The sequence below is a fragment of the Bacteroides zhangwenhongii genome (genome assembly GCF_009193325.2).
Classification (GTDB): domain Bacteria; phylum Bacteroidota; class Bacteroidia; order Bacteroidales; family Bacteroidaceae; genus Bacteroides; species Bacteroides zhangwenhongii.
Map to the genome: position 1 here is coordinate 4,295,953 of NZ_CP059856.1, position 17,376 is coordinate 4,313,328.

Here is a 17,376-nt window from a genome sequence, read left to right on the forward strand (position 1 = left end):
ATGATTAAATTGGCAATTGTGTCTCCCTGCTATAATGAGGAAGAAGTGTTGGAACAGTCAGCCGCCCGTTTGACAGCCTTGTTTGATGAGCTGGTTGGGAAGGAAAAGATCAGTGCGGACAGCTTCGTGCTTTTTGTAAATGATGGTAGCAAGGACCGTACGTGGAACATTATCAAGAAGCTGCATAAGGAGAATCCTTACGTGAAAGGAATGAATCTGGCGCGGAACGTAGGTCACCAGAGCGCTATCATGGCAGGGATGATGACTGCCAAAGACTGGAGTGACGCCGTTGTTACCATTGATGCGGATTTGCAGGATGACCTGAATGCGATAGAGGAAATGATTGATGCTTATACAGCCGGTTACGATGTGGTGTACGGAGTGAAGGTCTCCCGCCAGGCCGACCCGTTGTTGAAACGTCTCTCCGCTACGGCTTTCTACAAACTGCAGCGCAGGATGGGAGTGGAATCCATTTATAACCATGCCGATTTCCGCTTTCTGAGCCGGAGGGTACTGGAACAGTTGTCACATTATCAAGAGCGTAATCTATACCTGCGCGGCATTATTCCTCTGTTGGGCTTTCCTTCTACTACGGTGGACGACGTGATTCGGGAACGCACAGCCGGAAGCTCTAAATATACTCTGCGGAAAATGCTGGGACTGGCTCTCGACGGAATAACCTCCTTCTCGGTGAAGCCGATTTATGGCATTGTCTATTTGGGTATTATCTTTGTCTTTATCAGCATTCTGATCGGTTTTTATGTCCTTTATTCGTTGATTGCGGGAACGGCGGAACATGGCTGGGCCTCTCTGATGTTATCCGTATGGTTTGTAGGCGGTGTCGTCCTGATGTCAATCGGTGCGGTAGGGCTGTACATCGGAAAGATATATAAAGAGGTGAAACATCGTCCGCTTTATAATGTAGAAGAGGTGTTATGCGATGAGGATAAACAAAGTCATTAAAGAGACATGGGAACAACACCCGGACTGGCAGGAGAAATTCTGGCAGTTTATGCGTTTTGGCATCGTCGGTACGATATCTTCGGCGATTCACTATGGCGTATATTGTCTGGTGCTGTTGGCAGCCAATCCGACGCTTTCTTTTACGGCAGGTTATGCAGTCGGATTTGTCTGTAACTATTTTCTAACTACATTCTTTACATTCCGTTCCAAACCCTCATCGCGCAACGCCGTCGGGTTTGGTTTTAGTCATTTACTCAATTATCTGCTTGAGGTAGGTTTGCTGAACCTTTTCCTGTGGATCGGATTCGGTGAGTTTCTCGCTCCTATATTGGTGCTTATCGTAGTCGTTCCCATCAATTTCCTGATTCTTCACTTCGTATATACTTATAAAAATAAACAGTAGGGCTGCTTTCAGAACTATTCATAAAAAGAAAAAGCTATTATGAAACGTTTTCTAAATCTTATTGTATATATACTTTCCGTGCATCTTTCCGCTCTGATAATCACCGGATTGTTCAGAGGGGTATTGTTCATTTCTTCTCACCATCAACTGACTGCCGAAGCACTGTCTGATAAAAGTCTGTCATTGATAGCATTTATACATGGAGTATGGTTCGATAACGTGATAGGTTGTTACATATTACTGCTTCCGCTGACGGTAGCTGTAGTCTGTGGGCTTTGCAACTGTTACGGGAAGGCTTTATTCCGTTTCTTCACTATCTTCTTCAGTGTCTTTTATGGGTTGGTTTATCTGATCAGTGCGGCCGATATTCCTTATTTCGCCTACTTTTTCAAGCATATCAATTCTTCCATTTTCGAATGGTTCGGTTATGCGGGTACTACTGCGGGGATGATATTGGGAGAGACTTCCTATTATTTGTCCATTGCCTTATTCCTGCTCTTTTTGATTGGCTTTATTGTGTGGATTGCCTTTCTTGGCCGGTATTTCCGTCACCGTTGCCTGTTTGCTCCCGGTTCATTCCCTTGCTTGGAACGAAGTGTTGCGGGTTTGGTAGGGCTTGGCTTGATCGGGCTCTGTGTATTTGGCATTAGGGGACGTACAGGCTATAATCCGATCAAGGTAAGTGCCGCTTATTTCTGTCAGGATGCCTTTTTGAATCAGTTGGGAGTCAGTCCGACTTTTAATTTGTTGACGAGCGTGCTGGACGACCGACGGCCGGAAAACAGATATCTGCATCTGATGGATGAACAGGAAGCGTTGGAAAAAGTAAAAGCTTTGTTAGCACGGCCGGGTGAACCGGATGTCTCTCCGTTGGCGGTTTATCGGCATAATTCACAGGATAGTGTATCGCAACGCCGTCCCAATGTGGTATTGATTATGATGGAGTCGATGTCGTCCAATTTTATGAAACGTTTCGGGCAGTCACAGAATCTGACTCCTTTTTTGGATAGCCTGTATGCCTGTTCCCTTAGTTTCCCCAACTTTTATTCGGCGGGGATTCACACCAATCATGGTTTGTACGCTACTTTATATTCTTTTCCTGCCATGATGAAACGGAACTTGATGAAAGGTTCGGTGATTCCCCATTATTCGGGATTGCCTACGGTATTGAAGGAGAATGGATATCATAATCTGTTTTTTATGACACATGAAGGGCAGTACGATAATATGAATGCCTTTTTCAGGACGAACGGTTTTGATGAGGTCTTTGCTCAGGAAGATTATCCGTCTGAGAAGGTTGTGAATAGTTTTGGAGTACAGGATGATTTCTTATACGACTATGCTATTCCGGTTTTGAATCGGACGGCAGACGAAGGGCAACCGTTTTTCGCTACCTTATTGTCAATCAGCAATCATCCGCCTTATGTAATACCTCCTTATTTCCATCCCCGAACGGACAAACCGGAAACTCAGATTGTGGAATATGCGGACTGGGCTTTGCGTAAATTTTTCGAAGAAGCGCGCAAGCAGCCGTGGTTTGAGAATACGATATTCGTGTTGGAGGGAGATCATGGCAAATTGGTTGGGGATGCGGAGTGTGAGCTTCCGCAATCGTATAATCATATCCCGTTGATGATTTATTCCAACAGTATAACTCCTGCGGAACATACGGCTTTTGGCGGACAAATAGACATACAGCCTACGGTATTGGGACTGTTGGGTATTGATTATTTGCAGAATAATTTCGGAGTGGACTTGTTGAAAGAAGAACGTCCGTGTATGTTTTATACAGCCGATAATATGATTGTAGGCCGTAATGCGACTCAGTTGTATATGTACAATTATGAGACGAATCAGGAATTTGCCTATCATACCGATAATGGAAAGCTGGTTCACGTTCCGATGGATGATAGTTTTCTGCCCTTGAAAGAATATAGTTTTTCCATGCTCCAGTCAGCGGAATATCTGGTGAAGCATGGAAAAACAGTGAATTCATCCGAGACTACTTTTTGATGAATTTGTATATCTCGGCAGTCTGGCGAAGAACGGGTTTGGGTGATTGATAGACCCGTTCGAATTGGTAGCCTTCCTTTTCGAACTCGGGAAGATTCCGTTCTGCATCCTGCATTCCTATTAGCAAGAACCCTTCCGAAGGACGGTCTTTGTAGAAGTTTCCGATCCGGTTTCCCAGATAGAAGTTGATCTCAAAATAGTGTACAGGGTCACCTATGGAACGTACACCGGCTTCGATAAATTCGTAAAGCGTGCCTGCACTTGCCGGTACTACCCGGTCTATTTCCGCAGCAACGGATTTTACCGATTTTGAATTGAGAATAGGTGGCTGGTAAGCTCCGTCCAGTGCGATATACATTCCCATAGTCAGGGCAACGATGGCATAGAGGAATCGGTTGCTGAGTGTATATTTGCGTTGATAGAACCACCAGCAGATGCCAAGCAACGTAGGAATGGCAATTAATATGAAAGAGCCGATTCCGTTAATGTTCTGTATGGCACGCAGGAAATTGATGTTGTTCTGCGCATGACGGCCTTGAAAGATTGTTTCCGGGATAAGACCGCATTTCACGGCAATGAAACAGGCAAATAATAGTAAACTCAGTACGGCGAGGATACTACCGTATACTTTTATCACTTTAGAGCGTTTCTTCACCAGATAGAATAAATATTTGGCCAGGAAGTATGCGATGAAAGGATAAATAGGCATTAGGTATACGCTACGTTTACTTTGCGGTATGCAGTAGAATATGAATGTGGCAACTATGCTGGTAAGAGCGAACAAATCCACCGGATCCATATTCTTGATCCATGCGGTAAAGCGTTTCCACCAGGCAGCCGGCTGGATACTGAATTTATGATAGGTGAGACTGAAAAGAGAAAGCACTGCCAATAACGTCCAAGGTACATAACCGGCAAACAGGGTTACGAAGTTGTAATGCCAGGGATTCACGCAGGAGTCGTAACTCATTGTGTTGGTCATACGTCCGAAGTTCTCTTCCATGACTAATGCAAGGAATTCTTCTCCCCCTTGTTGGTAAGCGGCTATGTACCAACAGAACGGCAAGATGAGTGAAAGGATGGCCCATGCGGAAAGGAGAAGGAAAGCCCTGAAGAAGTTTACTCCTCTGAGCAGAAGGAATACACCTGTAACCAGACAGGGAATGATCGTACCTACCGGACCTTTGGTCAACGTTCCCAAACTCATAAGAAGGATGGCTAGCCAGGGAATGCCTTTAAGCCCTTTCTCGTACCATCTGTAAAAACAATATAACGCACAGACGGTGAGGGCTGTCAGCACCATATCCACCCGGCAGTTGGCTCCGGCACGATGTAACTCGAAGTTGGTCAAGGTGATGAATGCGGTGAGCAGCGCCACTTCCGTTCCTTTTCTTTTGGCGAAGAAAAGAAAGCCGAAAAGAGTCATGGAGATTAGCGCGATGGCCGATGGCAAACGGGAAGTCATCTCCGTAACCTGACCGCCGTTCAATGTTGAAACGGCTGCAATAGTCCAATGGAAGAAAGGTGGTTTGTAGGGTATCTCTCCTCCATTATTTCTCGGCAAAATCCAGTTGTCGCTTTCCAACATAGAATAGGATACAATCGATTCGCGGGGCTCGCCTTTGGTGTGATACTCCGGCAGCCCGAGAAAAGGAAGGATCGTTACTACGCAAATGACTAATAGTAGCCAGAAAGCTTTGTTAGAAGTCAATGTTTTCATATTTACTTGTTTTGAATTTTATATCATATTTATTTTCTTCCGAAGTCCGCCGGGATTTCTCCCCATTCTTTCGTTTCCCATTTGAGGATACGGGTAGTGTAGGTATTCGTGTTCAGCCACTTTTCCGCCCGTTCTATCAATTGGAACAGTGCTTCTGTTTCCTCATTTCGGGGGAGTTTGGTCTTGCACTTCTTTTGTCGTACCCAACTGATGGCATTGACACTGTCGCTATAAATGGGCATATCGAATCCTTTCTGTTTCAATATCGCCAGTCCGTGCACGATAGCCAGAAATTCTCCGATATTATTCGTTCCTTTCATCGGACCGAAATGGAAGATCTCTTGTCGGCTGGCTATGTGTACGCCGCGATATTCCATAGGGCCGGGATTTCCACTGCAAGCCGCGTCTACCGCCAGACTATTGTCTATCACGGAAGGAGGCAACAGATCGGAGGATATCTTTTCATTTTTCTTTTTTGCGTTTTTTCCTATATAAGCGTATGGTGAGGCTGAGAGTGCGCGTTCGGCTTCTTCACGGGTGTCGAAAGATTTATATTTGGCGCCTTCATACCCTTTGATTTGGAGCTGGCAATCCGTCCAGGAGGTATAAACTCCGGGAGTGACGCCTTCCCATACTACGTAGAATTTCTGTTTAGCCATAAAAGATAATGGTTTATTCGGCTGCGAAGGTACGAATATATTCTCTAACTGAACAAGTTAGTAGAGTTACTTGTTATAAAAAAAAGAGAGTTTAAGAAATATCATATATAAGAAAGGAAATATTATGGAAAGATCTTTTAGTGAAGCATTAAAACATCGTCGGACTTACTATTCAATTACTAATCAGTCACCTATATCCGATCAGGAAATCGAGTGTATCGTGAGTACGGTTGTTCGTCATGTGCCTTCGGCATTTAATTCCCAGTCCACACGCGTGGTGTTACTGCTGGGTGAGTCTCACAAAAAATTGTGGAAAATCGTGAAAGACGCTTTGAAGAAGATTGTGCCGGCAGACGCCTTTGTGAAAACAGAGGAGAAGATAGACCACTCGTTTGCCTGTGGATATGGCACTGTGTTGTTCTTTGAAGATCAGAAAGTAGTCAAAGGGCTTCAGGAAGCTTTCCCCTCCTATCAGGAAAACTTTCCGGGATGGTCGCTGCAAACTTCCGCCATGCACCAACTGGCTATGTGGACAATGCTGGAAGATGTGGGCTTCGGAGCGTCATTGCAACATTATAACCCGTTGATTGACGAGGAAGTGCGTCGGACATGGAACTTGCCGGAGCATTGGCACTTGATTGCCGAAATGCCGTTCGGGCTTCCTGCCGGAAAACCGGGAGAAAAAGAATTCCAACCGCTCGAAGAAAGAGTGAAAATCTTTAAATAATGAAATAAATGACTAATTTTGCAGGTAAAATTAGTCATTTATGATTCGTATCTTCCTTACCGGCTATATGGGCGCCGGAAAAACGACATTGGGCAAGGCTTTTGCCCGCAAGTTGAATATACCGTTCATTGATCTGGATTGGTATATCGAAGAGCGTTTCCACAAAACGGTGGGAGAGTTATTCACAGAACGGGGTGAGGCCGGATTCAGGGAGCTGGAGAGGAATATGCTTCATGAGGTAGCCGAGTTCGAAAATGTGGTAATCTCTACGGGTGGGGGAGCGCCTTGTTTTTTTGATAATATGGAGTTTATGAATCGGGCAGGTAAGACGGTTTTTCTGGATGTGCATCCCGATGTGCTGTTCAGACGCTTGCGTGTGGCCAAGCAGCAGCGTCCCATCCTTCAGGGAAAAGAAGATGACGAGTTGAAGACTTTTATCATACAGGCACTTGAAAAACGCGCGCCTTTTTATCATCAGGCACATTATATCTTTAATGCGGACGAATTGGAAGACCGATGGCAGATTGAAACATCGGTGCAACGTTTGCAACAACTTCTCGGATTATAACATAATTGAACGAATTAATAGGCAATTAATTGGCAAGATGTAGATAAATCTGTATTTTTGCCCTCCAATTATTTACTAAAAACACTGAATTACAGAAAAATGAGAAAGTGGCGTATTGAAGATTCTGAGGAACTCTACAACATCACGGGTTGGGGGACCTCGTACTTTGGTATTAATGACAAAGGACATGTCGTTGTTACACCGCGTAGAGACGGAGTGACTGTCGATCTGAAAGAATTGGTTGACGAGTTGCAGTTGCGGGATGTGGCAGCCCCTATGCTGGTACGTTTCCCGGATATTCTGGACAACCGTATTGAAAAGATGTCGTCTTGTTTCAAACAGGCGGCTGAGGAATACGGGTATAAAGCGCAGAACTTTATTATCTATCCGATCAAGGTCAACCAGATGCGCCCTGTAGTGGAGGAAATTATCAGTCACGGAAAGAAGTTCAATCTTGGACTGGAAGCCGGTTCCAAGCCTGAGCTCCATGCGGTGATTGCCGTCAATACGGATTCCGACTCATTGATTGTCTGCAATGGTTATAAAGACGAAAGTTATATAGAGCTGGCTTTGCTTGCCCAGAAAATGGGTAAACGTATCTTCCTCGTTGTGGAGAAGATGAACGAGCTTAAGCTGATAGCGAAGATGGCAAAACAGCTGAATGTGGAACCCAACATCGGTATCCGTATCAAACTCGCTTCTTCCGGTAGCGGAAAGTGGGAAGAGTCGGGAGGAGATGCCAGCAAGTTCGGCTTGACTTCCAGTGAGTTGCTCGAAGCACTCGATTTTCTGGAAAGTAAGGGCATGAAGGATTGTCTGAAGTTGATTCATTTCCATATCGGAAGTCAGGTGACGAAGATCCGCCGCATCAAGACCGCTTTGCGCGAGGCTTCACAGTTCTATGTGCAACTTCATTCGATGGGATTCAAGGTCGAGTTTGTCGATATCGGCGGCGGATTGGGAGTCGATTATGACGGAACACGTTCATCCAGCAGTGAGGGGAGTGTCAATTATTCGATCCAGGAATATGTGAACGACTCGATTTCCACTTTGGTGGACGTGAGTGACAAGAACGGTATCCCGCATCCGAACATCATAACAGAGAGTGGCCGTGCCTTGACGGCGCATCATTCGGTACTTATCTTTGAGGTGCTCGAAACGGCTACCTTGCCCGAATGGGACGATGAAGAGGAGATTGCTCCGGATGCACATGAACTGGTGCAGGAATTGTATGCCATTTGGGATACACTGAACCAGAATAAGATGTTGGAGGCTTGGCATGATGCGCAGCAGATCAGGGAAGAGGCGTTGGATTTGTTTAGTCATGGAATCGTGGACTTGAAGACCCGTGCGCAGATCGAGCGTCTGTATTGGTCGATCACTCGTGAGATCAATCAGATTGCCGGTGGTTTGAAACATGCGCCTGATGAATTCCGGGGATTGTCTAAGTTGTTGGCGGATAAATACTTCTGTAACTTCTCATTGTTCCAGTCATTGCCGGACTCTTGGGCGATTGACCAGATATTCCCGATTATGCCTATACAGCGGTTGGATGAAAAGCCCGAACGTTCGGCTACTTTGCAGGATATAACCTGTGATTCGGACGGTAAGATTGCCAACTTTATTTCTACGCGTAATGTAGCTCATTATCTGCCTGTACATGCTTTGAAGAAAACGGAGCCTTATTATGTCGCTGTTTTCCTTGTGGGGGCTTATCAGGAGATTTTGGGAGATATGCATAACTTATTCGGTGACACGAATGCCGTACACGTTTCGGTGAATGAGAAGGGATACAGTATCGAACAGATTATTGATGGAGAAACGGTAGCGGAAGTACTGGACTATGTGCAATACAGTCCGAAGAAACTGGTACGTACACTCGAAACTTGGGTGACGAAATCGGTGAAAGAGGGTAAGATCTCTTTGGAAGAAGGAAAAGAATTTCTTTCCAACTACCGTTCGGGACTTTATGGATATACGTATTTGGAATAATAATGAGAGAAAAACTAACAGTAATTAAGGTGGGTGGCAAAATCGTAGAAGAGGAAGCCACCCTTCGTCAGTTGTTAAATGACTTTGCTGCCATTGAAGGACACAAAGTGCTGGTTCACGGCGGCGGTCGTTCGGCTACAAAGATTGCCGCACAACTGGGCATTGAAAGCAAAATGGTGAATGGTCGCCGTATTACTGATGCGGAGACATTGAAAGTGGTAACTATGGTGTATGGCGGTTTGGTCAATAAGAGTATTGTTGCCGGACTGCAGGCACGCGGAGTGAATGCACTCGGATTGACCGGAGCGGATATGAATGTGATCCGGTCGGTGAAACGTCCGGTCAAGGATGTGGATTATGGATTTGTTGGGGATGTGGAAAAGGTAGATGCAACTTTACTGTCGGATTTGATACACAAAGGAGTTGTTCCGGTGATGGCTCCATTGACACATGACGGACAGGGAAATATGCTGAATACCAATGCGGATACGATTGCCGGAGAGACGGCTAAGGCTTTGTCGGCACTGTTTGATGTGACGTTGGTATATTGTTTCGAAAAGAAAGGAGTGCTGCGTGACGAGAACGATGACGATAGTGTGATTCCGCAGATTACCCGTGCCGAATTCGAACAATACGTAGCCAACGGCGTTATTCAAGGCGGTATGATTCCGAAGTTGGAGAACTCTTTTGAAGCAATAAATGCGGGGGTGTCGGAAGTGATAATCACCTTAGCGTCAGCGATTAACGACAATGGAGGAACAAGGATAAAAAAATAATTCAAAAAAAAGTAGTGGGCGCCTGTAACTTTTCGTATCCTAGCCCGTCATTATTATAGAGATGCAAGAAATCAGCTTCCGAAACGATATTTTGCCGTTGAAAGATAAACTCTTTCGATTGGCTCTCAGAATTACTCTGGATAGAGCCGAAGCCGAGGATGTCGTTCAGGATACCATGATAAGAGTGTGGAACAAGCGTGATGAGTGGTCGCAATTCGAATCGGTCGAAGCCTATTGCCTGATTGTGGCAAAGAATCTGGCGATAGACCGGAGTCAGAAGAAAGAAGCTCAGAATGTGGAACTCACTCCGGAAATGGAGGAGGAGCCTGATGCCAATAGTCCGTATGACCGGATGGTTCATGATGAAAAAATGAGGATCATTAACAGACTGGTCGATGAACTTCCCGAAAAACAGCGGCTTATCATGCAACTGAGGGACATTGAAGGTGAAAGCTATAAAAAAATTGCAGCCCTTCTGAATCTGACCGAGGAACAGGTAAAAGTAAATCTGTTCAGAGCCAGACAAAAGGTAAAACAAAGGTATTTAGAAATTGACGAATATGGATTATAAAGATATAGAACAGCTCTTGGAGCGATATTGGCAATGCGAGACTTCTGTTGAGGAGGAAGCGGCATTGCGTGACTTCTTCTTAAAAGAAGAGGTTCCGGCTCATCTGCTCCGTTATAAGAACTTGTTCGTTTATCAACAGGTTCAGCAAGAGGTAGGGCTGGGCGAAGACTTTGACGCGCGTATTCTGGCAGAGGTAGAGCCGGTGGTGGTAAAAGCAAAACGCTTGACGCTGGTCGGTCGCTTCGTTCCTCTGTTCAAGGCGGCTGCCGTAATTGCAATTATCCTGTCGTTGGGGAATGTGGCGCAACATTCTTTTTCCGGAGATGACGGAAGTGTATTGGCGGCAGATACCATTGGTAAACAGGTAACCGCACCGTCGGTCGCAATCTCGAATGACGTGAAAGCGGATCAGGCACTCGTCGACAGTTTGGCGAGGATTGATCATAAGGCGCACGTTATGAACGAATAGACATTTTCATTTGCTTTAAACATATAATATAGTTAGTGTGCTTAATTAAAACAACAACGAAGGCGAAACTGTGAAGTTTTCAATTCTCTCAATTTTTTAGATTAAAACTAACTAAATAAATGGGCTACCGCGTGATGCAGTAGCCCTTTTATGTATCACCTTACTTTTTTTATTAATTTTGTGTCTCAATTATGATGAAGGAAACAATTATAGAAGATAGTGAATTGGGATGTTTGATCGTGCGTGTTAATCCGCGTGCGCGAAGTCTGGTGTTCCGTACAAAGAGAGAAGCTGTCTATGTCTCGGTTCCTCCGGGCACTACATTGAAAGAAGTAAAGCAGGCGATCGAGAATCTTCGTGGAAAACTTCTGGCTTCCCGTCAAAAGATGGGTCGGCCGTTGATTGATTTGAATTATAAGATTGAAGCTGAGTTTTTCAAACTGTCTCTGGTATCCGGAGAGAAAGACCGCTTTCTGGCAAATTCACGATTGGGCTTTATGCAAATCGTTTGTCCGCCTGATGCGGACTTTGCGGACGAAAATCTGCAGGATTGGCTGCGTAAGGTGATTGAAGAATCAATGAGGAGGAATGCGAAAAGTATTCTTCCACCACGTTTGGAACGCTTGGCCAGGCAACATGGGCTGTCTTACACAAGCGTGAAAATAAATTCCAGCCAAGGCAGATGGGGGAGTTGCTCGGGTCGGAAAACTATTAATTTGTCCTATTATCTAGTGTTACTACCCTCTCATCTGATAGACTACGTACTTCTGCATGAACTGTGCCATACCCGCGAGATGAATCACGGCGAACGTTTCTGGGCGCTTCTGAATCAATTTACGGAAGGCAAGGCATTGGCGCTTCGAGGAGAACTGAAGAAATATCGTACAGAAATATAAGGCTTAATCCTATCGTGCCAGTTGCTTGATGCCATCCGCCTCTTTCTCAAACCGGTAAGTTTCTCCCTTCTCGCTAAGGTCAAAAGTGGATACCAGTTCCGTTTGATTGTCTACAATCAGTAATGCGCTCTGTTCGGCAAAACGACCGACTTCCACCGTGTACGGCTCTTCGGGCATGGTTCGGTTGGAAATCAGACTGTCGTTGACAAATAAGGAAATGGAATCTCCGGCAAATCCTTTGACCAGGCTGATGGTATAGGTTTCGATGAAATGTCGTTCTTCCTGCTTTTCCCGTTGCAGGCGCATACTCATATAAATAAAAATAACAACGACAAAGATGACGGCAAAAGCCAGGATTCCGTTGCCTACCATGAACTGTTTATTGGTGTTTAGACGATGTGCCATAGTGCTTATTTTTTTAATTGCGGTGTAAAGATACAAAGATAAGGCTGTTAATTCATACTTTTTTTCTTTAATGTTTTGTAGTCGAACAGATTATTTATATCTTTGCAACCGAAAACGGATGAAAGGTGGAGGGGCGATTAAGCTCCTTTTTTTGTTCTTATATAGTTAATAAATGATAGAAAAGAAAACTGTTTGTCAGATTGTAGAAGAGTGGCTGGAAGGAAAAGACTACTTTCTAGTAGAAGTGACCGTGAGCCCGGATGACAAGATCGTGGTTGAGATAGACCATGCGGAAGGTGTTTGGATTGAAGATTGTGTGGAGCTTAGCCGCTACATAGAGTCGAAACTGAACCGTGAAGAGGAGGATTATGAACTGGAAGTGGGTTCGGCCGGTATCGGACAGCCCTTTAAGGTGCTGCAACAGTATTACATCCACATCGGACAGGAAGTGGAAGTGATGACTAAGGGTGGACAGAAACTGACCGGTGTTCTGAAAGATGCGGATGAAGAGAAATTTACAGTGTCTGTACAGAAGAAAGTGAAAATGGAAGGTGCTAAGCGTCCGAAACTGGTGGAAGAGGACGAAACCTTCACTTACGAGCAAATAAAATATACTAAATACTTAATTAGCTTTAAATAGTTATGGCCAAAAAAGAAGAAACAATCAGCTTGATTGATACATTTTCGGAATTTAAGGAACTGAAAAATATCGATAGAACGACGATGGTTAGCGTACTGGAAGAGTCGTTTCGTAGTGTTATCGCGAAAATGTTTGGCACCGATGAGAATTACGACGTGATCGTGAACCCGGACAAGGGGGACTTCGAGATATGGCGTAACCGTGAAGTTGTGGCCGATGAAGACCTGACGAACCCGAATATGCAGATCTCATTGAGTGAAGCGCAGAAAATCGATGCTTCCTATGAGGTGGGTGAAGAGGTGACTGACGAAGTGATCTTTGCCAAATTCGGTCGTCGTGCTATCCTGAATCTCCGCCAGACATTGGCTTCCAAGATTCTGGAATTGGAAAAAGACAGTATTTATAATAAATATATAGATAAGGTAGGTACAATCATCAATGCAGAAGTTTATCAAATCTGGAAAAAGGAAATGTTGCTTCTGGACGATGAAGGAAACGAGTTGCTGTTGCCGAAGACGGAGCAAATCCCAAGCGATTTCTATCGTAAAGGTGAAACGGCCCGTGCGGTGGTTGCCCGCGTGGACAACAAGAATAATAATCCTAAGATTATCTTGTCACGTACTTCTCCCGTTTTCCTGCAACGTCTGTTCGAGATGGAAGTACCCGAAATTAATGATGGTTTGATTACCATTAAGAAGATTGCCCGTATTCCCGGCGAACGTGCCAAGATTGCGGTGGAATCATACGATGACAGAATCGACCCCGTAGGAGCCTGCGTAGGTGTAAAGGGTAGTCGTATTCATGGCATTGTTCGTGAATTGCGCAATGAGAATATTGATGTAATCAATTATACATCGAACATTTCATTGTTTATACAGCGTGCTTTGAGCCCGGCTAAGATTTCTTCTATCCGTCTGAACGAGGAGGAGAAAAAAGCGGAGGTATTCCTCAAACCGGAAGAAGTTTCGTTGGCTATCGGTAAAGGCGGTTTGAATATCAAACTGGCCAGTATGTTAACTGAGTACACTATCGACGTGTTCCGTGAGTTGGATGAGAGTGTAGCTGATGAGGATATCTATCTCGATGAATTCAGAGACGAAATCGACGGATGGGTGATCGACGCTATCAAAGCTATCGGCATCGATACGGCGAAGGCTGTGTTGAATGCTCCTCGTGAGATGTTGATTGAAAAGACGGACTTGGAAGAAGAGACGGTGGACGAGGTAATACGCATTTTGAAATCGGAGTTTGAAGAAAGTGAGAATTGAGAATTGAGAGTTGAGAGTGAATGTGGATTTTCTTCCACTCTCCACTCTCAATTCTCCACTCTCCACTTCTTAAAGCTCCATTTATTCATTAAATTTAAAATATGACGATAAGGTTAAACAAAGTTACAAGAGATTTGAACGTAGGAATCGCGACGGTAGTTGAGTTCCTGCAAAAGAAGGGGTATACCGTTGAGGCTAATCCTAATACAAAAATTAGCGAGGAGCAATACGCTATACTCGTAAAAGAGTTTAGTACAGATAAGAACCTTAGACTTGAGTCGGAGCGTTTCATTCAGGAACGTCAGAATAAGGATCGTAATAAGGCGTCGGTATCGATTGAAGGCTTTGAAAAGCAGCCGGAAAAACCGAAGTCGGAAGATGTGATCAAAACAGTCGTACCGGAGGATGCACGCCCGAAGTTTAAACCTGTCGGGAAAATTGACTTGGATAAATTGAACGGTCGTAGAACTGAGAAAGTTGAGAAAGAACCGGAACAGAAGAAAGAAACTGTTGAAGAACGTCCAGTAGCTCAACCGGAAGTGAAGAAGGAACCTGAGGTGAAGGTAGAAGAGGTGGTAGCGCCTGTTCAGGCGGAACCTGTGGCTAAACAAGTTGAACCGGTCAAACAGGCAGAACCGGTGAAGCAACCGGAGGCTGTAAAACCGGAACCGGTGAAAGAACCGGAACCTATAGTGGAAAAGCAACCGGCAGAAGTTGAAAAAGTAGTGGAGGAAGTGATTAAAGAAGAGCCGAAGGTAGAAGTTGCACCTGTGAAGGCGGAAGAACATAACAGCATGGAACAACCTGTGAAAGCAGTATCGGCGGAAATAGCTCCGGAGACAACGGTAGAGGTAGAGAAAGAAACTTCTAAAGAAGAAGAGATATTCAAGATCCGTCAACCGGAATTGGGTGCGAAAATCAATGTAATCGGTCAGATTGACCTGGCTGCATTGAACCAGTCTACCCGTCCTAAGAAAAAATCGAAGGAAGAGAAACGCCGCGAACGTGAAGAGAAAGAGAAAATCCGTCAGGATCAGAAGAAGTTGATGAAAGAAGCTATCATTAAAGAGATTCGCAAGGATGACTCGAAACTGCAGAAGGGTGGAGTGAAAGATAATGTTGACGCGGCCGGAAACAAGAAAAAGCGGAACCGTATCAACAAAGAGAAGGTGGACGTGAACAACGTGGCTACTTCGGGCTTTGCTGCTCCGAGACCGAATGTGCAAGGCAAAGGCGGTAACAATGGTGGCGGCAACAACCAGGGTGGCAATAATAACCGTAAAAATAATAATAAGGATCGCTTCAAGAAACCGGTTATCAAACAGGAGGTAAGCGAGGAAGATGTAGCAAAGCAGGTAAAAGAAACTCTAGCTCGTCTGACAACCAAAGGTAAGAATAAGACTTCCAAATATCGTAAAGAGAAACGCGAGATGGCTTCCAACCGTATGCAGGAATTGGAAGATCAGGAAATGGCGGACAGCAAGGTATTGAAGCTGACCGAATTCGTTACGGCTAATGAACTGGCAACGATGATGGATGTTTCTGTCAACCAGGTAATCGCCACTTGTATGAGTATCGGTATCATGGTTTCCATCAATCAGCGTCTGGATGCTGAAACAATTAATCTGGTGGCTGAAGAATTCGGATTCAAGACCGAATATGTAAGTGCGGAAGTTGCTCAGGCTATTGTGGAAGAGGAAGACGCTCCGGAAGATCTGGAACCGCGCGCTCCGATTGTTACGGTGATGGGACATGTTGACCACGGTAAGACTTCATTGCTTGACTATATCCGTAAGGCGAATGTGATTGCCGGTGAGGCCGGAGGTATCACACAGCATATCGGTGCATATAATGTGAAGTTGGAGGACGGACGCCGTATCACATTCCTCGATACTCCGGGTCATGAGGCGTTTACCGCTATGCGTGCCCGTGGTGCGAAAGTTACGGATATCGCCATTATTATTGTAGCTGCCGATGATAACGTCATGCCGCAAACAAAGGAAGCAATCAACCATGCGATGGCGGCAGGTGTACCTATTGTCTTTGCTATTAATAAGGTTGATAAGCCGACGGCAAATCCGGATAAGATTAAGGAAGAACTGGCTGCCATGAACTATCTTGTTGAAGAATGGGGTGGTAAATATCAGTCACAAGATATCTCTGCCAAGAAAGGTATAGGTGTGGAAGATTTGTTGGAAAAGGTATTGCTGGAAGCGGAAATGCTTGATCTGAAAGCAAATCCGAACCGTAATGCTACAGGTTCCATTATCGAGTCTTCATTGGACAAGGGACGTGGATATGTAGCTACTGTGCTGGTATCTAACGGTACTTTGAAAGTGGGAGACATCGTATTGGCAGGAACAAGCTACGGACGTGTGAAGGCTATGTTCAACGAACGTAATCAGCGTATCAAGGAAGCAGGACCTGCCGAACCGGCATTGATTCTGGGATTGAATGGCGCTCCTGCCGCAGGTGACACATTCCACGTGGTAGAAAGCGATCAGGAAGCCCGTGAAATTACCAACAAACGTGAGCAGCTGGCTCGCGAACAGGGCTTGCGTACGCAGAAGATCCTTACATTGGATGAGCTGGGTCGTCGTATCGCTTTGGGTAACTTCCAGGAATTGAACATCATTGTGAAGGGTGACGTGGACGGTTCTGTCGAAGCATTGAGCGACTCCTTGATTAAGTTGTCTACCGAACAGATCCAGGTTAATGTAATCCATAAGGGTGTGGGAGCAATCTCCGAGTCGGATGTTTCTCTGGCTGCCGCTTCAGATGCGATTATCGTCGGATTCCAGGTACGTCCTTCGGGTGCTGCCGCTAAGATGGCGGAACAGGAAGGTGTCGATATCCGCAAATACTCTGTCATCTATGATGCAATCGAGGAGGTGAAAGCCGCTATGGAAGGTATGTTGGCACCGGAACTGAAAGAACAGGTGACAGCTACGATCGAAGTGCGTGAAGTATTCAACATCACGAAGGTGGGACTTGTAGCAGGTGCGATGGTGAAGACCGGAAAGGTGAAACGCAGCGACAAGGCTCGTTTGATCCGCGATGGTATCGTTATCTTTACCGGAAACATCAACGCTTTGAAACGCTTCAAGGACGATGTGAAGGAAGTGGGTACAAACTTCGAGTGTGGTATCAGTCTGGTGAATTGCAATGACATGAAGGTGGGCGATATGATCGAGACATTCGAGGAAATAGAAGTGAAACAGACATTATAAACTGTACTGTATTGAGAATAAACGGAGGCACAGAGTGAATTATAACTCCGTGCCTCTTTTTTCTTTATAGAAAGGA

General features: G+C 45.1%; 16 protein-coding genes. 13 read left to right on the forward strand and 3 right to left on the reverse strand.

Annotated elements, in window-relative coordinates; genetic code table 11:
- From GD630_RS16990 to GD630_RS17000, 3 genes are read left to right on the forward strand one after another with little or no spacing between them, the layout of a single operon-like run.
- Entirely contained in the window at nucleotides 1-963 is a 963-nt protein-coding gene (locus tag GD630_RS16990) for a glycosyltransferase family 2 protein (protein ID WP_022274917.1), read from the forward strand.
- On the forward strand, nucleotides 941-1,366 hold the full coding sequence (locus GD630_RS16995) for a GtrA family protein (protein ID WP_007763172.1): 426 nt from the start codon (nucleotides 941-943) through the stop codon (nucleotides 1,364-1,366). The genes GD630_RS16990 and GD630_RS16995 overlap by 23 nt, the downstream gene beginning before the upstream one ends.
- A 39-nt stretch (nucleotides 1,367-1,405) precedes the next feature.
- On the forward strand, nucleotides 1,406-3,379 hold the full coding sequence (locus tag GD630_RS17000; protein WP_143865181.1) for an LTA synthase family protein: 1,974 nt from the start codon (nucleotides 1,406-1,408) through the stop codon (nucleotides 3,377-3,379).
- Here GD630_RS17000 and GD630_RS17005 read toward each other — a convergent pair.
- Entirely contained in the window at nucleotides 3,369-5,099 is a 1,731-nt protein-coding gene (locus GD630_RS17005) for an ArnT family glycosyltransferase (RefSeq protein ID WP_143865180.1), read from the reverse strand. The two genes, GD630_RS17000 and GD630_RS17005, sit on opposite strands and share 11 nt — an antisense overlap.
- Before the next feature lie 29 nt (nucleotides 5,100-5,128).
- On the reverse strand, nucleotides 5,129-5,758 hold the full coding sequence (locus GD630_RS17010; RefSeq protein WP_143865179.1) for a ribonuclease H1 domain-containing protein: 630 nt from the start codon (nucleotides 5,756-5,758) through the stop codon (nucleotides 5,129-5,131).
- A gap of 124 nt (nucleotides 5,759-5,882) precedes the next feature.
- On the opposite strand from GD630_RS17010, the gene GD630_RS17015 reads away from it, so the two are divergent.
- From GD630_RS17015 to GD630_RS17045, 7 genes are all read left to right on the forward strand, one after another.
- Nucleotides 5,883-6,485: a nitroreductase family protein gene (locus GD630_RS17015; protein ID WP_143865178.1), complete on the forward strand. Its 603-nt coding sequence runs from the start codon at nucleotides 5,883-5,885 to the stop codon at nucleotides 6,483-6,485.
- Between the two features lie 40 nt (nucleotides 6,486-6,525).
- Nucleotides 6,526-7,053, forward strand: coding sequence for a shikimate kinase (locus GD630_RS17020; protein WP_143865177.1), 528 nt, complete (start codon nucleotides 6,526-6,528; stop codon nucleotides 7,051-7,053).
- 99 nt (nucleotides 7,054-7,152) lie between these two features.
- A complete protein-coding gene (gene speA / locus GD630_RS17025) occupies nucleotides 7,153-9,045 on the forward strand; it encodes a biosynthetic arginine decarboxylase (RefSeq protein ID WP_007763179.1) in 1,893 nt (630 codons plus the stop codon).
- 2 nt (nucleotides 9,046-9,047) lie between these two features.
- Entirely contained in the window at nucleotides 9,048-9,821 is a 774-nt protein-coding gene (gene argB, locus GD630_RS17030; protein WP_143865176.1) for an acetylglutamate kinase, read from the forward strand.
- A 61-nt stretch (nucleotides 9,822-9,882) separates the two neighbouring features.
- Entirely contained in the window at nucleotides 9,883-10,392 is a 510-nt protein-coding gene (locus GD630_RS17035) for an RNA polymerase sigma factor (RefSeq protein WP_143865175.1), read from the forward strand.
- Nucleotides 10,382-10,861, forward strand: a complete 480-nt coding sequence (locus GD630_RS17040; protein WP_143865174.1) for a hypothetical protein — start codon at nucleotides 10,382-10,384, stop codon at nucleotides 10,859-10,861. Before GD630_RS17035 ends, GD630_RS17040 begins: the two co-directional genes overlap by 11 nt.
- A 191-nt stretch (nucleotides 10,862-11,052) precedes the next feature.
- The gene (locus GD630_RS17045; RefSeq protein WP_143865173.1) at nucleotides 11,053-11,757 is read left to right on the forward strand and encodes a YgjP family zinc-dependent metalloprotease; all 705 of its coding nucleotides are present in this window, start codon (nucleotides 11,053-11,055) and stop codon (nucleotides 11,755-11,757) included.
- Between the two features lie 9 nt (nucleotides 11,758-11,766).
- On the opposite strand, the gene GD630_RS17050 is transcribed toward GD630_RS17045, so the two are convergent.
- On the reverse strand, nucleotides 11,767-12,162 hold the full coding sequence (locus GD630_RS17050; protein WP_143865172.1) for a hypothetical protein: 396 nt from the start codon (nucleotides 12,160-12,162) through the stop codon (nucleotides 11,767-11,769).
- 172 nt (nucleotides 12,163-12,334) lie between these two features.
- Between GD630_RS17050 and rimP the strand changes: the two genes are divergently transcribed.
- The 3 genes from rimP (at nucleotide 12,335) to infB (ending at nucleotide 17,300) form a co-directional block, all read left to right on the forward strand.
- Nucleotides 12,335-12,802: a ribosome assembly cofactor RimP gene (gene rimP, locus GD630_RS17055; RefSeq protein WP_007763224.1), complete on the forward strand. Its 468-nt coding sequence runs from the start codon at nucleotides 12,335-12,337 to the stop codon at nucleotides 12,800-12,802.
- A 2-nt stretch (nucleotides 12,803-12,804) separates the two neighbouring features.
- A complete protein-coding gene (gene nusA, locus GD630_RS17060) occupies nucleotides 12,805-14,070 on the forward strand; it encodes a transcription termination factor NusA (RefSeq protein ID WP_007756462.1) in 1,266 nt (421 codons plus the stop codon).
- A 101-nt stretch (nucleotides 14,071-14,171) separates the two neighbouring features.
- Nucleotides 14,172-17,300, forward strand: coding sequence for a translation initiation factor IF-2 (gene infB, locus GD630_RS17065; RefSeq protein WP_143865171.1), 3,129 nt, complete (start codon nucleotides 14,172-14,174; stop codon nucleotides 17,298-17,300).
- Nucleotides 17,301-17,376: the final 76 nt, after the last annotated feature.